This window comes from Streptomyces sp. NPDC005435 (assembly GCF_040703155.1).
Lineage (GTDB): Bacteria > Actinomycetota > Actinomycetes > Streptomycetales > Streptomycetaceae > Streptomyces.
Genome location: NZ_JBEXEQ010000028.1, coordinates 69,828 through 86,082, shown reverse-complemented (window position 1 = coordinate 86,082; position 16,255 = coordinate 69,828). Strand labels below are relative to the sequence as shown.

Sequence of the window (16,255 nt, the reverse complement as noted above, 5' to 3'; positions counted from 1 at the left end):
ACACGGACGATCTGGCAGCCCGACGCCGTCAGCTCCGCGATCTGCTGCAGCGTCGACCCGATGTCCGACGTACGCGTCGTCGTCATGGACTGCACGGACACCGGCGCCCCGCCGCCGACGGGCACCGCGCCGACCTGGATCCGGCGCGATGTCCGACGGGGTGCGAGCGCCCGGGGAGGTACCTCGGGAACGCCCAGGGATACGGCGGTCACGGCCTCACTCCCGGTTTCCCGAGACGGTCTCGCGCATGGCCCGCAGGGACTCCTTGAGGGAGCCCATGGTGGCGAGGACGGCGGTGGGCTCGTAGCCGCAGTGCGCCATGCAGTTGGCGCAGCGCGGGTCCTTGCCGCGGCCGTACTTGTCCCAGTCGGTGTCCTCGATGAGTTCGCGGTACGTGGGCACGTAGCCGTCGCTCATCAGGTAGCAGGGGCGCTGCCAGCCGAAGAGGGAGTAGTTGGGGATGGCCCAGGCGGTGCAGGGGAAGTCGACCTTGCCCTCCAGGAAGTCCAGGAAGAGCGGGGAGTGGTTGAGCCGCCAGCGCCTGCGGTTGCCGCCGGAGAAGGCCTTCTTGAACAGCTCGCGGGTCTGCTCGACGCCGAGGAAGTGCTCCTGGTCGGGCGCCTTCTCGTAGGCGTAGGCGGGCGAGATCATCATCTCGTCCACCTTGAGGTCGTCGTTGAGGAAGTTGAGGACCTCGACGATGGTCTGCGGGGTGTCGGTGTTGAAGAAGGTGGAGTTGGTGGTGACCCGGAAGCCGCGCCGCTGGGCCTCCTTGATGGCCTCCACGGCCTCGTCGAACACGCCTTCCTTGGCCACGGACTCGTCGTGCCGCTCGCGCAGGCCGTCGATGTGCACGGCGAACGCGAAGTAGGGCGAGGGGGTGAACTTGTCCATCTTCTTGCGCAGCAGCATGGCGTTGGTGCACAGGAAGACGTATTTGCGTTTGGCGACGAGCTGGCGCACGATCTCGTCGATTTGCGGGTGCATCAGCGGTTCGCCGCCGGCGATGGAGACCATCGGGGCGCCGGACTCCAGCACGGCGCCCACGGCCTGGGCGACGGGCATCCGCTGCTTGAGCACCCCGGCCGGGTGCTGGATCTTGCCGCAGCCCTCGCACTTCAGGTTACAGGCGAACAGGGGTTCCAGCTCGACGATCAGCGGGAACTTGTCCCGCCTGCGGAGCTTCTGTTCCGCCAGGTACGTAGCGACCTTGATGGACTGACGCAACGGCATGGCCATCTGGCTCACCTCCGGGGGAGCGGCAAGGAACGGTGCCATTCGAAAAACGCGGGAAGTACGGAACGAAGCACACGGAAGGCCGATATTCCACCGCGGACCGTTCCGATGCGGACGAGTTCATGTTCAGGAGCGTCCACGACCACCCGTACGGCCGCAACCGGGCGGGCGCCCGCGCGGACGGCGGTCAGCAGGGTGGCGGCCGACTCCATGTCCACCGCGATGGCGCCGGTGGCCAGGAGGTCGGCGCGCTCCGGGCCGCGCACCACGTGGTCGGAGCCGGTCAGCGGGCCGGTGTGGACGGTGTGGCCGGGCAGGGCCCGGGTCAGCTCCTTGACGAGCAGATCGGTGTGCACGCACGGCACGGTGCCGCGCGGGTCTCGGGTCTCCTCGGCGACCACGAGGTCGCCGGGGTGCATGCCGGGCGCGAGCCCGGCGCAGAAGCCGGTGGCCAGTACGGCGGCCTCGGCGAGGTCCGGTGTGGCCAGCATCCGGCCGACGGCGCGCTCCGCCGCGCGCGGGCCCATGCCCGTGCGGACGACGACGGGGCGGTGGCCCGCGCCGCCGTGGTCGCCGGTGCGCAGGACAGCGCGTTCGCCGGTGCGCAGGGCGAGGCGTTCGATGCCGAGCGCGCAGGCGATCAGCAGCGGTGCCGGGGCGGCCCTGGTGCTCATTCAGCGGCCCTCGGCTCCGGCGCGCCTGCCTCCTGCGGTGGCGAGGGGTGCCTTGTCGAAGGGGTCGCCGTGGAGATAGCGGCCGAGCGCGGTGAGCGGGAACACCTGCCGGTAGAGGTGGTAGTTGATGGAGAAGTCCCAGGGGAAGCCGGTGCCGGTGAAGTAGGGCTCGTCCCAGGAGCCGTCCTCCTGCTGGGTGTCGGCGAGCCACTGGACGCCGCGTTCGACGGCCTTGGAGTCCTTCTCGCCGGCCGCGAGGAGGGCCATGAGCGCCCAGGCGGTCTGGGAGGCGGTGGAGGTGCCGCGGCCGCTCCATTCCTGGACGTGTTTGTAGGAGCGCAGGTCCTCGCCCCAGCCGCCGTCGTCGTTCTGGACGCGTTCCAGCCAGGCGACCGCGCGGCGGATCGCCGGGTGCGAGCCGGGGAGTCCGGCGGCGGTGAGGGCGGGGACGACGGAGCCGGTGCCGTAGACGTAGTTGACGCCCCAGCGGCCGAACCACGAGCCGTCGGGCTCCTGTTCGGCGAGGAGCCAGTCGATGCCGCGCCGGGTGCGCGGGTCGTGGGCGAGTCCTTCGGCGGCGAGCATCTCCACGACGTGGGCGGTGACGTCGGCGGAGGGCGGGTCGATGACCTCGCCGAAGTCACAGAAGGGCAGCCGGTTGGGGAACGGGCTGGTGTTGTCGACGTCGAAGGCGCCCCAGGCCCCGTTCTTGGACTGCATCCCGAGGTTCCAGCGCACGGCGCGGCCGATCGCCCCGTCCACGCGGGCGGGTTGGGGATGGCGGACCCGGCGCAGCGCGAGGGCGACCTCGGCGGTGTCGTCGATGTCGGGGTAGTTGTCGTTGTGGAACTCGAACGCCCAGCCGCCGGGCGGGAGTTGGGGGCGCTTGACGGTCCAGTCGCCGGGGCGGCGGATCTCCTCGCCGAGCATCCAGTCGGCGGCCTTGACCAACTGCGGGTGGTCCGCGGGGAGTCCGGCGTCGGCCAGGGCGATGGTGGCGAGGCAGGTGTCCCACACCGGGGACTGGCAGGCCTCGATCATACGGGAGCCGTCCTCGCGCCAGATGGCGAAGCGGTCCAGGGACTCCAAGCCGGCGCGCATGACGGGGTGTTCGAGGTCGTAGCCGAGCAGGTGCAGGGCGATGACCGAGTAGACGGCGGGGGGCTGGATGCCGCCCCAGCAGCCGTCGTTCTCCTGGCGTTCGACGATCCAGCGGGCGGCGGTGCCGATCGCCGCGTCGCGCAGACGGCGCGGTACGGCCCGGCGCAGCGTGTGCACCATGCGGTCGAGGCGCTGGAAGGCGCCGTCCCAACTGGCCAGCGGGGCAAAGGGTTTCGGCGGGTTGGGGTGGGCCGGGTCGGTGTGCAGCTCGTCCAGCGCGAAGGGCGCGGGGCGTACCGGGCGCTTGGCGGAGACGATGGTGAGCGGCACGATGGTCTGCCGCGCCCAGCAGCCGAAGTCGTAGATGTTGAGCGGCAGCCAGGTGGGGAACCAGATGAGTTCCGGGGGGAGTTCGGGCAGGTCCTCCCACTTCCACCAGCCGAACAGGGCGAGCCAGATCCGGGTGAAGACACGGGCGGAGGCGATGCCGCCGCGCTCGCGGACCCAGGCGGAGGCGCGGGCCATGTGGGGGGCGTCGGGGGCGTCTCCGGCCAGGCGCAGGGCGACGTACGCCTCGATGGTGGCGGAGAGTTCGCCGGGTCCGCCGTAGAAGGTGGGCCAGGCGCCGTCCGCGCGCTGCTCGCCCCGGATGTACAGGGCGGCGGCGTGGGTGGTGGCCTCGTCGCGGATGCCGAGGAACTGGCGCAGGAGCAGGTCCTCGGCGTCCATGGTGACGTTGGTCTCCAGGTCGCCCTTCCACCAGCCCTCGGGGTCCTGCCGGGCGAGCAGGTGGTCCGTGGCACGGCGGACGGCGCGTTCGGCGGCCTCGGGTACCCCGGCCGCCACGGGGGTCGTGCTGTCGGTTTCGCTGGCCGCGTCGGCACGGGGCGGAATCGTCGCCCCGGTGCTTCCGTCGGTCGTCGCTGTCATGGCTTCCCCTTCGTGCAGTCGTACGAGTCGTGCTGCTGCGGGTCCGCCGTCGGCCGGTGTGGGTCATCGCGCCGCACCGGCCGGCGACTACGCGAGGGCTATTCGGCCGATAGTGATCATCTCTTCCTGACGACGACGAAGTCGGCGAGCGCCGTGAAGGCGGCCCGCACCCGGTCGGGCATCTCGACGGCGTGGAGGGCCTCGACGGCGACGGTGTGCTGGCGCCGGGCCTCGTCCGCGGTCCACTCGCGGCCGCCCGCCTCCTCGATGAGGGCGGCGCGGGCCGCGAACTCCTCCTCGGAGAAGTTCGCGAAGTCGCTGCTCTTGGCGTCGGCGGCGAGGATCTCGCCGAGCCGCTCGGAGGCGGGGCCGCCGGCGGCGAGCGCGGCGACCACGGGGAGGGACTTCTTGCGCTGGCGCAGGTCGCTCCAGGTCTGCTTGCCGGTGGCCTCGGGGTCGCCCCAGATGCCGAGCAGGTCGTCGACGGCCTGGAAGGCGAGGCCGAGGTGGTAGCCGTAGCGCTCCAGCGCGTCGGCGGTGGCGTCGTCGGCGCCGCCGAGGACCGCGCCGATGGAGGAGGCGCAGGCGAGCAGGGCGCCGGTCTTGTTGCCCTCCATCTCCAGGCACTCCTCGACGCTGACGCGGTCGCGGTGCTCGTAGGAGATGTCCTGGGCCTGGCCGTCGATCAGGGCGCGGGTGGCGGTGGTCAGGCGGCGGGTGGCGCGGCCTGCCTCGACGGTGCCGAGTTCCAGCAGGACCTCGTTGCCGAGGGCGAACAGGGCGTCGCCGACCAGGATGGCCTGGGCGGGGCCGTGCACCTTCCACACGGTGTCGCGGTGGCGGCGCTGCTCGTCGCCGTCCATCAGGTCGTCGTGCAGCAGCGAGAAGTTGTGGACCAGTTCGACGGCGACGGCGCCGGGCACGCCGACCTCGGGGGCGGCGCCGGTGACCTCGGCGGAGAGGACCGCGAGCGCGGGGCGTACGGCCTTGCCGCCGTCGCCCTCGGCCGGGTTGCCCGCCGCGTCGATCCAGCCGAAGTGGTAGGCGGCGACGGTGTCCATGGGCGGCGCCAGCCGGTCGACGGCCGCGCGCAGGACCGGGGTGGCCAGGGTGCGGCCGCGCTCCAGCAGCGCGGTCACGTCCACCGCGTCTGCGGCGGTCGAGGCCGGGGGCGGCACAGTGGGCACAGTCTCTCCTCTTGTTGCGGTACCGGGGGTGCGGGGCCGGCCCGCGTGCTCCTGGTCGAGCATCACGCCGCCTCCTCGAAAGCGAAGAGGTGACGGGGGCGGGGGCGGCCGAGGGCGCCGAGGGCGGCGTCGGCCGCGCTCACGCCGCTGCGGACCGCACTCTCCATGGTCGCGGGCCACCCGGTGGCGGTCCACGCTCCGGCCAGGTACAGGCCGGGTGCCTTGGTGCGGGCGCCGGGCCGCAGCCGTCCGACGCCGGGGGCGGGAGCGAACGTGGCGGTGCGCTCCCGGGTCACGAAGAAGTCCCGTACGCGCGCGGTGCGGGTGCCGGGGATCAGCCGTTCCAGCTCGGGCAGATAGCGCTCGCGCAGGTCGGCGACGGGGGTGTCGATCTCGTCCTGGGCGGCCGACTGGGACAGCGCCAGATACTGGCCGTCGCCGAGGCCGGAGGCGGCGGTGCGGTCGAAGACCCACTGCACGGGCGAGCCGAGCGCGGCGAAGAAGGGCCGGGCGAGGACCTGACGGTCGTACACGACATGGACGTTGAGGATCGGGGCGGTGCCGATGCGCAGCAGCCGGCCGGGGTCGTCGAGGGCGCCGGACGGCAGCAGGGCGTGCGCCTCGCGCTGGGGTACGGCGAGGACGACGGCGTCGGCGTCGAGCGTCTCGCCGGGAACCTGAACGCTCCAGCCGCCGTTCCCGTGGTGGGTGAGGGAGGTGACGCGTGTACGGACCTCGGTGCGCACGCCCGCGGAGTCGAGCGCCTTGCGGGCGAGCCGGTCGTGCAGTTCGCCCAGCGGGACATGGGCCCAGCCGATGTCGGCCGCGCCCGGGTCGGACAGCAGACCGGTCTTGAACACCATCGCGGCGAGGGCCAGCGAGGCGTCGCCCGCGACCGCGTTGAGGGTGGCGACACCGACCAGGTCCCACAGGGCCTCGACGGCGCGCGCCGACTGGCCGTGCCGGGCCAGCCAGCCGCCGAAGTCCTGCGTGTCCAGGGCGGGGTCGGCGAGGTCGAGTCCCTTGAGCGCGAGCGCGGCGCGTCCGACGGCGGCACGCTCGGCGAGCGAGAGATGCGGGTAGGCGGCCAGGCTGCGCCCGAGGTGGAGGGGGACGGGCAGCGGGTCGCGCCGCAGCCTGCCGAGCCGTCGCCCTTCGGGCTTGTCGGCGTCCACGACGGGTACGTCCAGGCGGTTCTGCAGCGGTGCGAGGGCCGCGCCCTCAATGCGGTCGAGGAACCAGCGGTAGGCGGTGCAGCAGCGCAGATAGACGTGCTGGCCGTTGTCCACGGTCAGCCCGTCGCGCTGGAAGGAGAAGGCGAGGCCGCCCAGGCGCGGCCTGCCTTCGAGGAGGGTGACGCGGACGCCGGCGTCGGCGAGGGCGAGGGCCGCGGTGGTCCCGGCGAGGCCGCCGCCGACCACGACGGCGTGCCGCGGGGTGCCGTCCGCGGGTGCCGGAGGGCCGGAGTGCGCCTCGGCGGGGCGTGCGCCGTCGCTCATCGTGCGTCCTTCCGTGCGTGCCGCGCGTACTGGTTGAACGGTGCACGCTCGGCCGTCGCAGTCAGGGACGCCACGCCGCAGCCCGGGGTTGCCCGTCCTGCCGGACGGGTGGAGCCCGGCTCGTCCGCCGGGGCCATCAGGCGCGCCTCCTGACGGTCTGGCGGGTGACGTGCCGGGTGTCGAGCCCGGACAGGCCGCGCACGGCGACGTACGCCTTCTCGCGGCCGGGCAGCGAGACACGGCCGCGCAGGACGGCCTCGGGGTCGCGTTCGATGCGGTCGAGCAGGCGGCGGTAGATGCCGGCCATGGCGGCGACGCAGGCGCCGCTGCGCCGGTCGAGCATGGGCAGCAGCCGGTAGCCCTCGGCGAACAGGGCGCGGGCGCGGCGGACCTCGAAGTGGACGAGGCCGGCGAAGTCGGAGCCCTCGGGCGGGGTGGGTCCGGCGAACCCGGCCGAGCAGCCGAACTTGGCGAGGTCGTCGGAGGGCAGGTAGGTGCGGCCGCCCTCGGCGTCCTCGCGGACGTCGCGCAGGATGTTGGTGAGCTGGAGGGCGAGGCCGAGGGTGTCGGCGTACTCGGCGGCGCGCTCGGCGCCGCGCGCTCCGGGTTCGGTGCCGAAGACGCCGAGCGAGAGGCGTCCGATGGCTCCGGCGACGCAGCGGCAGTAGACCTTGAGGTCGTCCCAGGTCTCGTAGGTCTCGCCGCGCACGTCCATCTGGACGCCGTCGATCAGCTCGTCCAGGCCGCCGAGCGGGATCGGGAAGACGCGGGCGGCGTCCGCGAGGGCGACGGCCACCGGGTCGGTGTCGTCCTCCTCGACCTCGCCCGCGTGGACGCGGGTGAGCAGCGCCCGGGTCTCCTCCAGGCGCGCGACCTTCACCTCGTCGGGCAGCTCGCCGTCGCCGATGTCGTCCACGCGCCGGGAGAAGGCGTAGAGCGCGGACATGGCGCGGCGCTTGGGCGTGGGCAGCAGGCGGATGCCGTAGGCGAAGTTACGGGCCTGCTGGCCGGTGACGGTCTCGCAGTAGCGGTAGGCGGCGAGTACCGGTGCGGACACGTGCGGTGAGGACTCCACGGACCGGATCACCCCTCTCCTCGCAGGGTCACGCCCACCTCGCGCAGCAGCTGGAGCCTGCCGGGTCTGGGAGGGCCGGGAAGGACGTCGAATCCGGCGGCGGCGATCGCGTCGACCGCCGCCCTTCCCCCCGCCACGAACCCCGCGAGCAACAGCTTGAGCCTGCCGTGGACGCTACCCACGAGGGGGGCGCCTTCATTCAGCAGATCGCGGGCGCGTTGTGCTTCGAACGCGACCAGCGCGCGCACCGATGCGCCGGCGCTCTTGGCGGTGAGGTCGGATTCCTGGACGTGGAAGCGCTTCATGTCCTCTGCGGGCAGATAGATCCGGTCGCGGCCGAGGTCCTCGGCGACGTCCTGGAGGTGTTCGACGATCTGCAGTGCGGTGCAGATCGCGTCGGACAGGCGGACCCGCTCGGGCGTCGTGGTGCCGGTGACGGCGAGGACCAGGCGGCCGACGGGATTGGCGGACAGTTCGCAGTAGGCGCGCAGGTCGTCGTACGTCTCGTAGCGCCCCACGAGCTGGTCCTGGCGGTTGGCGGCGATCAGGCCGAGGAAGGGCTCGGGGCTGATGCGGCAGCGGCGCACGGTGGGCTGCAGGCGGCGCAGCAGCGGGTGGCGCGGGGTGGCGTCGAAGACGCGGCGCAGGTCGGCCTCGAAGGCGTCGAGGACGGCGAGGCGGTCCTTGGCGTCGGCCTCGGGGACGCCGAGGACGCGGGCGTCGGCGCCGCCGGGGGCGAGGTCGCCGTCACCGATGTCGTCGACGAGGCGCGCGAAGCCGTAGACGGCCATGAGGTCGTCGCGCCAGGCGCGGGGCAGGAAGAAAGGTGCCACGGGGAAGTTCTCGCTCGTGGCCTTGTCCAGTGTGGCGCGTTCCAGTTCCGTCGCCGTGTCGGTTCCCGTCACCGCGCGCTGCCCGGGGCGGGGACGGCACATGCTGCGCTGAGCTGGGGAGTTTCCGTAGCCATTGCCGTCACATCTCCCGTTCTACACTGCGGAACCGATACACACTATTTCGGACACGCCGCCTGCCCTCCGGGGGAGGTCGCCCGGCGGAGGGTGTCGCGCATTATCGCCCTACTTGCCGGTTTCCGGCACCGGTACAGCTTACGTTGTACAACGCGACAGGGTCCGTCGGGGTGTCCGGCGCATCACAACAACACACCGATTGGCGTCAAGATTCCTACGCACGGCCGGAGTTGACGCTTCTTTTGCAGACGCCGGGCCCCGCCGGAGGAGTTCCGGCGGGGCCCGGGGCCGCTCGGGTCACTTGCCCGTGAACTTCTCGTACTCCTTGAGGACCTCTTCGGTGGGTCCGTCCATGCGGAGTTCGCCGCGCTCCAGCCACAGGACGCGGTCGCAGGTGTCGCGGATCGACTTGTTGTTGTGGCTCACCAGGAAGACCGTGCCGGCCTCCTTGCGCAGCTCGCGGATGCGGGCCTCGGAGCGCTTCTGGAACTTGCGGTCGCCGGTGGCAAGGGCCTCGTCGATCATGAGGACGTCGTGGTCCTTGGCGGCGGCGATGGAGAAGCGGAGCCGGGCGGCCATGCCGGAGGAGTAGGTGCGCATCGGCAGGGTGATGAAGTCGCCCTTCTCGTTGATCCCGGAGAAGTCGACGATGTCCTGGTAACGCTCCTTGATCTGCTCGCGCGTCATGCCCATCGCGAGACCGCCCAGGATGACGTTGCGCTCACCGGTCAGGTCGTTCATCAGGGCCGCGTTGACGCCGAGCAGGGAGGGCTGGCCGTCGGTGTAGACCTTGCCCTTCTCGGCCGGGAGGAGACCGGCGATGGCCCGCAGCAGGGTGGACTTGCCGGAGCCGTTGGAGCCGATCAGACCGATGGCCTCGCCCCGGTAGGCGATGAAGGAGACACCGCGCACGGCGTGCACCTTGCGCACCCCGCGCTCCTCGCCGCGCTTGACGATGCGGCTCAGGGCGGCGGTGGCGCTGCCCTTGCCGGTCTTGGCCCCGTTGACCCGGTAGACGATGTGCAGGTCGTCCGCGATGACGGTCGGACGGTGATCGCCGGTGTTGTGCTCAGCCACGGCCGTACCGCTCCTCAGCCTTCCAGAAGTACACGAAGCCGCCGACGAAGATCACCACGGCCCAGAAGGCGGCGATGGCCCACACGTGCGGGGGCAGGTTCGAGGCGCCGTAGCCGTCGATCAGCGCGAAGCGCATCAGGTCCATGTAGACGGCGGCGGGGTTGGCCTGGAGGGCCCGCACGATCCACTCGGGCCGGCCCGCCAGCATGTGCCCGATGGAGAACATGACGCCGGAGGCGTACATCCAGGTGCGCAGCAGGAAGGGCATCAGCTGGGCGAGGTCGGGCGTCTTGGCGCCCATGCGGGCCACGATCAGCGCGAGCCCGGTGTTGAACAGGAACTGGAGCACCAGCACCGGGATGATCAGCAGCCAGGACAGCCGCGGGTAGTTCCCGAAGCCGATCGCCACCAGGAACATGACGATCATGGAGAACATCAGCTGCTGGAGCTGCTGCAGCGAGAACGAGACGGGCAGCGCGGCGCGCGGGAAGTGCAGGGCGCGCACCAGGCCCAGGTTGCCGGAGATCGCGCGGACGCCGGACATGATCGAGCTCTGCGTGAAGGTGAACACGAAGACGCCGGTGACCAGGAACGGGATGTACACGTCGTGGGACATGCCCCGGCTGGCGTGCAGGATCAGGCCGAAGATGAAGTAGTAGACGGCCGCGTTCAGCAGCGGGGTGGCGACCTGCCACAGCTGGCCGAGCTTGGCCTGGCTGTACTGCGCGGTCAGCTTCGCCTGGGAGAAGGCGAGGATGAAGTGCCGCCGGCCCCACAGCTGGCGGACGTACTCGACGAGCGAGGGCCGGGCGCCGCTCACCGCGAGCCCGTACTTGGCGGCGAGCTCGGCCGCCGTCAGTCCCTCGTCGGGCGACGGGGCCGCGGTCACCGCGACACCGCCGTCATGGAATGTCTCACTCACGGGTGGAAACTTTCGTCTTCGAGTACGTCATGTGTTCTGCGACGTGCGTTCGGGCCGCACCGTCGAGCTTGTCAGATCACCGGCGGCCGGCCCAGCCGGGTCAGCCGCCACACGGTACGCCAGCTCATCGGGCGGCGGGGACCGCAGGGGGTCGTCCAGCCCTCCTTGAAGCCGCCGAACCACGCCTTGAGGGCCGGTCCCGAGGGACGGCGCAGCAGGGTGAGCAGCAGCCAGACCCCGAGGTAGACGGGGACGAGCAGGACCGGGAGGTTGCGGCGGGCCAGCCAGACCCGGTTGCGGGCGACCATGCGGTGGTAGACCGCGTGCCGGGAGGGCGCGGTGGTCGGGTGGAACAGCACCATGTCGGCGCGGTAGTCGATCATCCAGCCCGCGTTCAGCGCCCGCCAGGCGAGGTCGGTCTCCTCGTGGGCGTAGAAGAACTCGTCCGGCAGCCCGCCGACCTCGGTGAACACCGTGGTGCGTACGGCGTTGGCGCCGCCGAGGAACGTGGTCACCCGGGAGGAGCGCATCGGGTCGGAGGCGCGCAGCCGGGGCACGTGCCGGCGCTGGGTCTCGCCGGTGTCGGGGTCGGCGATGCGGAAGCTGATGATGCCGAGCCGGGGGTCGGCGGCGAACGCCTCGCGGCACAGCTCGGCGGTGTCGTACCGGGCGAGGAGGCCGTCGTCGTCGAGGAAGAGCAGGATGTCGACGTCGCTGCCGCCGGGTCCGAATGCCTCGATGCCGACGTTGCGGCCGCCGGGGATGCCGAGGTTCTCGGGCAGTTCGACGGTGCGCACGCCCTCGGGGACGTCGGGCACGGGCGAGCCGTTGCCGACGACGACGACCTGGACGCGGTCGCCCTCCTGCTTGGCGACGGAGTCGAGCAGGGCGCGCAGCTCCTCGGGCCGGTTGCCCATCGTGATGACGACCGCGCCGACCTTCATGCCGTTCGTCACGCCGTTCACCTCAGCCTGCTGGACACGAGAATGGACACCAGGTGCAGCACGGTCTGCAACAGGGCGATGCCGGCGAGCACGGCGGTGCCGAGCCGGGTGAAGAAGAGGTCGCCGCGCACCTGGTCCACGATCGCGAGCACCAGGATCAGCAGCGACGCCTCGATGCCGAGGATGAGCCGGTGGAACTTGAGCGCGGCGGCGGCGCGCCGGGCGAGCGCCATACCGGAGGAGCGCGGCTCGGCGGCCGACTCCTTCACCGGGGGCATCCCGGCCTGGTGCCGGGCGACGCCGACGAGGTCGGTCTCCGCCTTGATGAGGATGGCGCCGAGCGCGGCGAGCGTGCCGAGGAAGGCCCACAGCCAGTCGATGCGTCCGGTGCCGAACAGGTCGGCGGCGCGCAGGCCGAGGCCGACCAGGACGGCGGCGTCGGTGAGGTAGGCGCCGACCCGGTCGAGGTAGACCCCGCCGAGCGAGTACTGCTTGCGCCAGCGGGCGATCTCGCCGTCCACGCAGTCCAGCAGCAGGTACAGCTGGGTGGCCACGATGCCGAGGACGGCGCCCCAGATGCCCGGCACCAGCAGCGCCGGGGCCGCGAGCACGCCGCAGACGGTCATCAGGTACGTGAGCTGGTTGGGCGTGATCCTGGTGTTGACCAGGTAGCGGTCGATGCGCAGGGACACCTCGCGCATGTAGAGGCGTCCCGCCCAGTGCTCACCGCTGCGCCGGTCCTTCACCCCGGCGGGGTGGACGACCGGACGGAGTTCAGCTACCGATGGCCTTGACATAGTCGGCGTAGATGTCCTTGATCTGGGTCGGCTGGAGGTCGAGGTGTTCGAGGATCGTGTAACGGCCGGGGCGGGTCTCCGGGGCGAACTCCACGACGCGGACGAATTCGTCCGCCGTGAAGCCCATGTCCTCGGCCCGTACCGGCAGCTCGTGGCGGCGCAGGACGGCGGCCATGTGGACCGACTCCTCCTGTGCGCCGCGCAGGAACATCGCGAAGGCGGCACCGAAGCCGCACTGCTCGCCGTGGCTGGCGGCGCGCTGCGGGAAGAGCAGGTCGAAGGCGTGGTTGATCTCGTGGCAGGCGCCCGAGGAGGGGCGTGAGTCGCCGGAGACCGACATGGCGATGCCGGAGAGGACCAGCGCCTCGGCGAGGACCTGGAGGAACTGGTTGTCCCCGATGCCGCCGGGGTGGCGCAGTACGGCTTCGCCGGCCTGGCGGGCCATGGCGGCGGCGAGTCCGTCGATCTTCTCGCCGTTGACCCGGTTGGCCAGCTCCCAGTCCGCGATGGCGGAGACGTTGGAGATCGCGTCGCCGATGCCGGAGCGCACGAAGCGCGGCGGGGCGTCGCGGATGACGTCCAGGTCGATCAGGACGGCGATGGGGTTGGGCACGCCGTAGGAGCCGCGGCCCGCGTCGTTGTCGAGCGTGGCGACCGGCGAGCACAGGCCGTCGTGCGCGAGGTTCGTGGGTACGGCGACCAGGGGCAGGCCGACGCGGGCGGCCGCGTACTTGGCGCAGTCGATGATCTTGCCGCCGCCGAGTCCGACCACGGCGTCGTAGTGACCGCCGCGGATGGCGTCGGCCAGGCGGATCGCGTCGTCCAGCGTGCCGCCGCCGACCTCGTGCCAGGTCGCGCCGGGCAGCTGGGGGGCGACGCGCTCGCGCAGCCGGGCGCCCGAGCCGCCGCTGACGGCGACGGCGAGCCGGCCGGAGTGCGAGACGCGCTCGTCGGCGAGTACGGCGGCCAGGTCGTCGAGGGCACCCGGGCGGATGTCCACGACGACCGGTGACGGAATGAGCCTTGTCAGTACCGGCACGCGATCTCCCGTCCCCGGGCGAGGTCGTCGTGGTTGTCGATCTCGACCCAGGAGACCTCCCCGATGGGGGCGACGTCGATCTTGAAGCCCCGGTTGACGAGCTCCTGGTAGCCGTCCTCGTAGTACAGCTGCGGGTCGCGCTCGAAGGTCGTGCGCAGGGCGTCGGCGAGGTCGGCCGCCGCGTCGCCCTCGATGAGGGTCACGCCGATGTACTCACCGGTGGCCTCGGCGGGGTCCATCAGCTTGGTGATCTTCTGGACGCCCTTGGCGGGGTCGACGACGACCTTCATCTCCTCGTCCGCCAGGGACTTCACGGTGTCGAGGGCGAGGATGATCCTCTTGCCGTCACCGCGCGCGGCGAGCAGCGTCTTCTCGACGGAGACGGGGTGCACGGTGTCGCCGTTGGCGAGGATCACGCCGTCCTTGAGGGCGTCACGGCCGCACCACAGGGAGTAGGCGTTGTTCCACTCCTCGGCCTTGTCGTTGTCGATGAGGGTGATCTTCAGCCCGTACTTGGCCTCCAGGGCCTCCTTGCGGGCGTACACGGCCTCCTTGCGGTAGCCGACGATCACACCGGCCTCGGTGAGCCCGATCTCCGCGAAGTTGCCCAGGGTGAGGTCGAGGACGGTGAGCGACTCCTCGTCGCCCTCGGGGCCGACCGGCACCAGCGCCTTGGGCAGCGTGTCGGTGTAGGGGCGCAGACGCCGTCCGGCGCCGGCCGCCAGCACGAGGCCGATCATGCGGTTTCTCCTTCGTCGTGAACGGCGGGCGCCCCCGCGGACACCCAGAATCGGATGCTCTCGGCGAGCACCAGCAAGGCGATGACCACGGCGAGGACCGTGAGCGCGACGGTGAACCGCGGGGCGGTCAGCAGCGCGGCCAGGACGGCGACGAGCAGGACCCGTCCCTCCTGACCGCCGATGGCGCGCACGAGCCACGCGGGCGGCGCGCCGGCGCCGCCGCGGATGCGGTACACCGTGTCGTAGTGATGGTAGGCGACCGCTGCCACCAGGCCGAACGCCGCCGGGAGGGCCCCGGGTACGTCCGCCTTGACCGCCAGCGCCAGGACGGTGCCGTACTCGACGGCACGGAACAGCGGGGGGATGAGCCAGTCCAGGGCGCCCTTGAGGGGGCGGGCGACGGCGGCGGCCGAGGTGAGCGTGTAGACCGCGGCCGCGACGGCCACGGCGGCGGTGCCGTACGGGAGGAAGGCCGCGCCGGCCACCACGCACGCGCCGGCGAAGAACGCGAGGGATCTGGTGCCGTGGATCCGGACGGCCCACTTCCCGAAGAGCGCGGCGAGCGGACCGCTGTCGGCGAGGTCCGCCAGCGCCTGGGCCGCCCGGTCCGTGCGTCGCGCCTTGCGGGTCACCGAGCGCAGCACGCGGCCCGCCGTGGTGTACGTCGCGGCGAAGGCGCAGCCGATCAGGAGGACGTAGAAGGTGATGCGGGGCGTGGTCGCGGCGGTGAGGACGGCGATCATGGCCCAGCGTTCGCCGATGGGCAGGACGATCATGCGGCGGACCCAGACCGTCCAGCCGACGCTGTCCAGCTTGCCGGAGAGGGCGGCGGTGGGGCTGGTGTTGGCGGTGGCGTCGTGGTTGGCCTCGTTGAAGGAGAAGTCCACGACGTGGCGGCAGGTCTGGAGGATCATCGCGCCGAGCGCGAGGGCCCATACGTCGTCGCCGCCGCGGGCCGCGCCGAGGGCGAGACCGGCGTAGTAGGCGTACTCCTTGGCGCGGTCGAAGGTGGCGTCGAGCCAGGCGCCGAGGGTGGAGTACTGCAGGGAGTAGCGGGCGAGCTGGCCGTCGGTGCAGTCCAGCACGAAGGAGGCGATCAGCAGGACACCGGCGGCGATGAACCCGGCGCGGGTGCCCGTCGCGGCCGAGGCCGCCGCTATGAGCGCGGTGAGCAGCGAGGCGGTGGTGACCTGGTTCGGGGTGAGGCCCCGGCGGGCGCACCAGCGGGCGATGTACCGCGAGTACGGGCTGATGCAGTAGGTGGTGAAGAAGCCGTCCCGGGACTTCACGGCGGACTTCAGGCGTACGGCCTCGTCGTCGACGGCGGCGACGGCCTGCCGGGCCTCGTTGCGGGTCTGGGGGTCGGCCGGGACGGTGGCGACGAGGCTGCCGAGCTCGGGGCGGTGGACCTCGCCGTAGTCGGCGTCCAGGGCGGTGACCAGGCGGTCGGGCAGGCTGTCCACGGCGACGGCGGTGCCGCCGCCGGCGGTGGTCTCGCGGGTCAGCGCGCGGCTGAGCGCCTGGCGGGCGGTGGCCTGCGCGGTGACGGCGCCGGGTACGGCGGCGAGCGGGAAGCGGGGGTCGGTCAGGCCGAGGCGCAGCGCGTGCGGGTGGCCGACGAAGCGGGCGTCCACCAGGGCGATGCGGTGGCCCGACGGTATGGCGGCGAGCAGGGTCTCGGCCTCGGAGGAGTCGGCGGCCACGCACACATCGAAGCCGAGGGACCGCAGATCGCTTTCGAGGGACGATCCGGGTACCGGCTGACCGGTGACGATGGCGGTCGACAACCGAACTCACTCCCTGGGTGCCGGCGCGTCGGCGCCGGTCGCTTGCGTGGTGCGTGGTGGGGCGCCCTGCCTGCGGCACCCTGGGCGGCATGTCGGCAGAGGCTATCCGATCGGGCGGAGCCGACGTTCACCGGGCGTTCACGGGCCGGCCCTCGCGGGGCCGTCGCGGCGCCTTCGCCGCCCATGCCGCGATCATCATCGGGGATGCGGGGGCCGCCCCACAAACCACGGGGCACAGAACCGGGCATCGCGGACAGCGGGGGCGTGCGTACTGCGTCT

At 72.1% G+C, this 16,255-nt stretch carries 16 protein-coding genes; all 16 read right to left on the bottom strand.

Annotated elements, in window-relative coordinates; all coding sequences use genetic code 11:
• On the bottom strand, positions 1–212 hold a 212-nt coding region (locus AB0898_RS28840), incomplete at its 3' end, for a flavodoxin-dependent (E)-4-hydroxy-3-methylbut-2-enyl-diphosphate synthase (RefSeq protein ID WP_366805957.1).
• Between the two features lie 4 nt (positions 213–216).
• On the bottom strand, positions 217–1,239 hold the full coding sequence (hpnH, locus tag AB0898_RS28835) for an adenosyl-hopene transferase HpnH (protein ID WP_161182652.1): 1,023 nt from the start codon (positions 1,237–1,239) through the stop codon (positions 217–219).
• A gap of 5 nt (positions 1,240–1,244) precedes the next feature.
• Complete coding sequence (locus AB0898_RS28830) at positions 1,245–1,910, bottom strand: 1-hydroxy-2-methyl-2-butenyl 4-diphosphate reductase (protein WP_366805956.1); 666 nt, start codon at positions 1,908–1,910, stop codon at positions 1,245–1,247.
• Positions 1,911–3,941, bottom strand: coding sequence for a squalene--hopene cyclase (shc, locus tag AB0898_RS28825; RefSeq protein ID WP_366805955.1), 2,031 nt, complete (start codon positions 3,939–3,941; stop codon positions 1,911–1,913). It abuts the gene before it with no gap.
• A 116-nt stretch (positions 3,942–4,057) separates the two neighbouring features.
• On the bottom strand, positions 4,058–5,191 hold the full coding sequence (locus AB0898_RS28820; RefSeq protein WP_366805961.1) for a polyprenyl synthetase family protein: 1,134 nt from the start codon (positions 5,189–5,191) through the stop codon (positions 4,058–4,060).
• Positions 5,191–6,627: a hydroxysqualene dehydroxylase HpnE gene (gene hpnE, locus AB0898_RS28815; protein ID WP_366805954.1), complete on the bottom strand. Its 1,437-nt coding sequence runs from the start codon at positions 6,625–6,627 to the stop codon at positions 5,191–5,193. The genes AB0898_RS28820 and hpnE overlap by 1 nt, the downstream gene beginning before the upstream one ends.
• Positions 6,624–6,764 carry a DUF6380 family protein gene (locus tag AB0898_RS28810; RefSeq protein WP_366805953.1) on the bottom strand — a complete coding sequence of 47 codons (141 nt, stop codon included), beginning with the start codon at positions 6,762–6,764 and terminating at the stop codon, positions 6,624–6,626. The genes hpnE and AB0898_RS28810 overlap by 4 nt, the downstream gene beginning before the upstream one ends.
• On the bottom strand, positions 6,764–7,714 hold the full coding sequence (gene hpnD / locus AB0898_RS28805; protein ID WP_366805952.1) for a presqualene diphosphate synthase HpnD: 951 nt from the start codon (positions 7,712–7,714) through the stop codon (positions 6,764–6,766). Before hpnD ends, AB0898_RS28810 begins: the two co-directional genes overlap by 1 nt.
• A complete protein-coding gene (gene hpnC, locus AB0898_RS28800; protein ID WP_407078426.1) occupies positions 7,711–8,637 on the bottom strand; it encodes a squalene synthase HpnC in 927 nt (308 codons plus the stop codon). Before hpnC ends, hpnD begins: the two co-directional genes overlap by 4 nt.
• A gap of 330 nt (positions 8,638–8,967) precedes the next feature.
• Entirely contained in the window at positions 8,968–9,747 is a 780-nt protein-coding gene (locus AB0898_RS28795) for an ABC transporter ATP-binding protein (RefSeq protein WP_366805950.1), read from the bottom strand.
• Entirely contained in the window at positions 9,740–10,669 is a 930-nt protein-coding gene (locus AB0898_RS28790; protein WP_366805949.1) for an ABC transporter permease, read from the bottom strand. Before AB0898_RS28790 ends, AB0898_RS28795 begins: the two co-directional genes overlap by 8 nt.
• Before the next feature lie 71 nt (positions 10,670–10,740).
• Positions 10,741–11,613, bottom strand: a complete 873-nt coding sequence (locus AB0898_RS28785; protein WP_366805960.1) for a glycosyltransferase — start codon at positions 11,611–11,613, stop codon at positions 10,741–10,743.
• Positions 11,614–11,630: 17 nt separating this feature from the next.
• Positions 11,631–12,410, bottom strand: coding sequence for a CDP-alcohol phosphatidyltransferase family protein (locus tag AB0898_RS28780; RefSeq protein WP_366805948.1), 780 nt, complete (start codon positions 12,408–12,410; stop codon positions 11,631–11,633).
• Positions 12,388–13,449 carry an iron-containing alcohol dehydrogenase family protein gene (locus AB0898_RS28775; protein WP_366805947.1) on the bottom strand — a complete coding sequence of 354 codons (1,062 nt, stop codon included), beginning with the start codon at positions 13,447–13,449 and terminating at the stop codon, positions 12,388–12,390. Before AB0898_RS28775 ends, AB0898_RS28780 begins: the two co-directional genes overlap by 23 nt.
• Positions 13,437–14,189, bottom strand: coding sequence for a phosphocholine cytidylyltransferase family protein (locus tag AB0898_RS28770; RefSeq protein WP_366805946.1), 753 nt, complete (start codon positions 14,187–14,189; stop codon positions 13,437–13,439). Before AB0898_RS28770 ends, AB0898_RS28775 begins: the two co-directional genes overlap by 13 nt.
• Positions 14,186–15,976 carry a DUF5941 domain-containing protein gene (locus tag AB0898_RS28765; RefSeq protein WP_366805945.1) on the bottom strand — a complete coding sequence of 597 codons (1,791 nt, stop codon included), beginning with the start codon at positions 15,974–15,976 and terminating at the stop codon, positions 14,186–14,188. Before AB0898_RS28765 ends, AB0898_RS28770 begins: the two co-directional genes overlap by 4 nt.
• Positions 15,977–16,255: the final 279 nt, after the last annotated feature.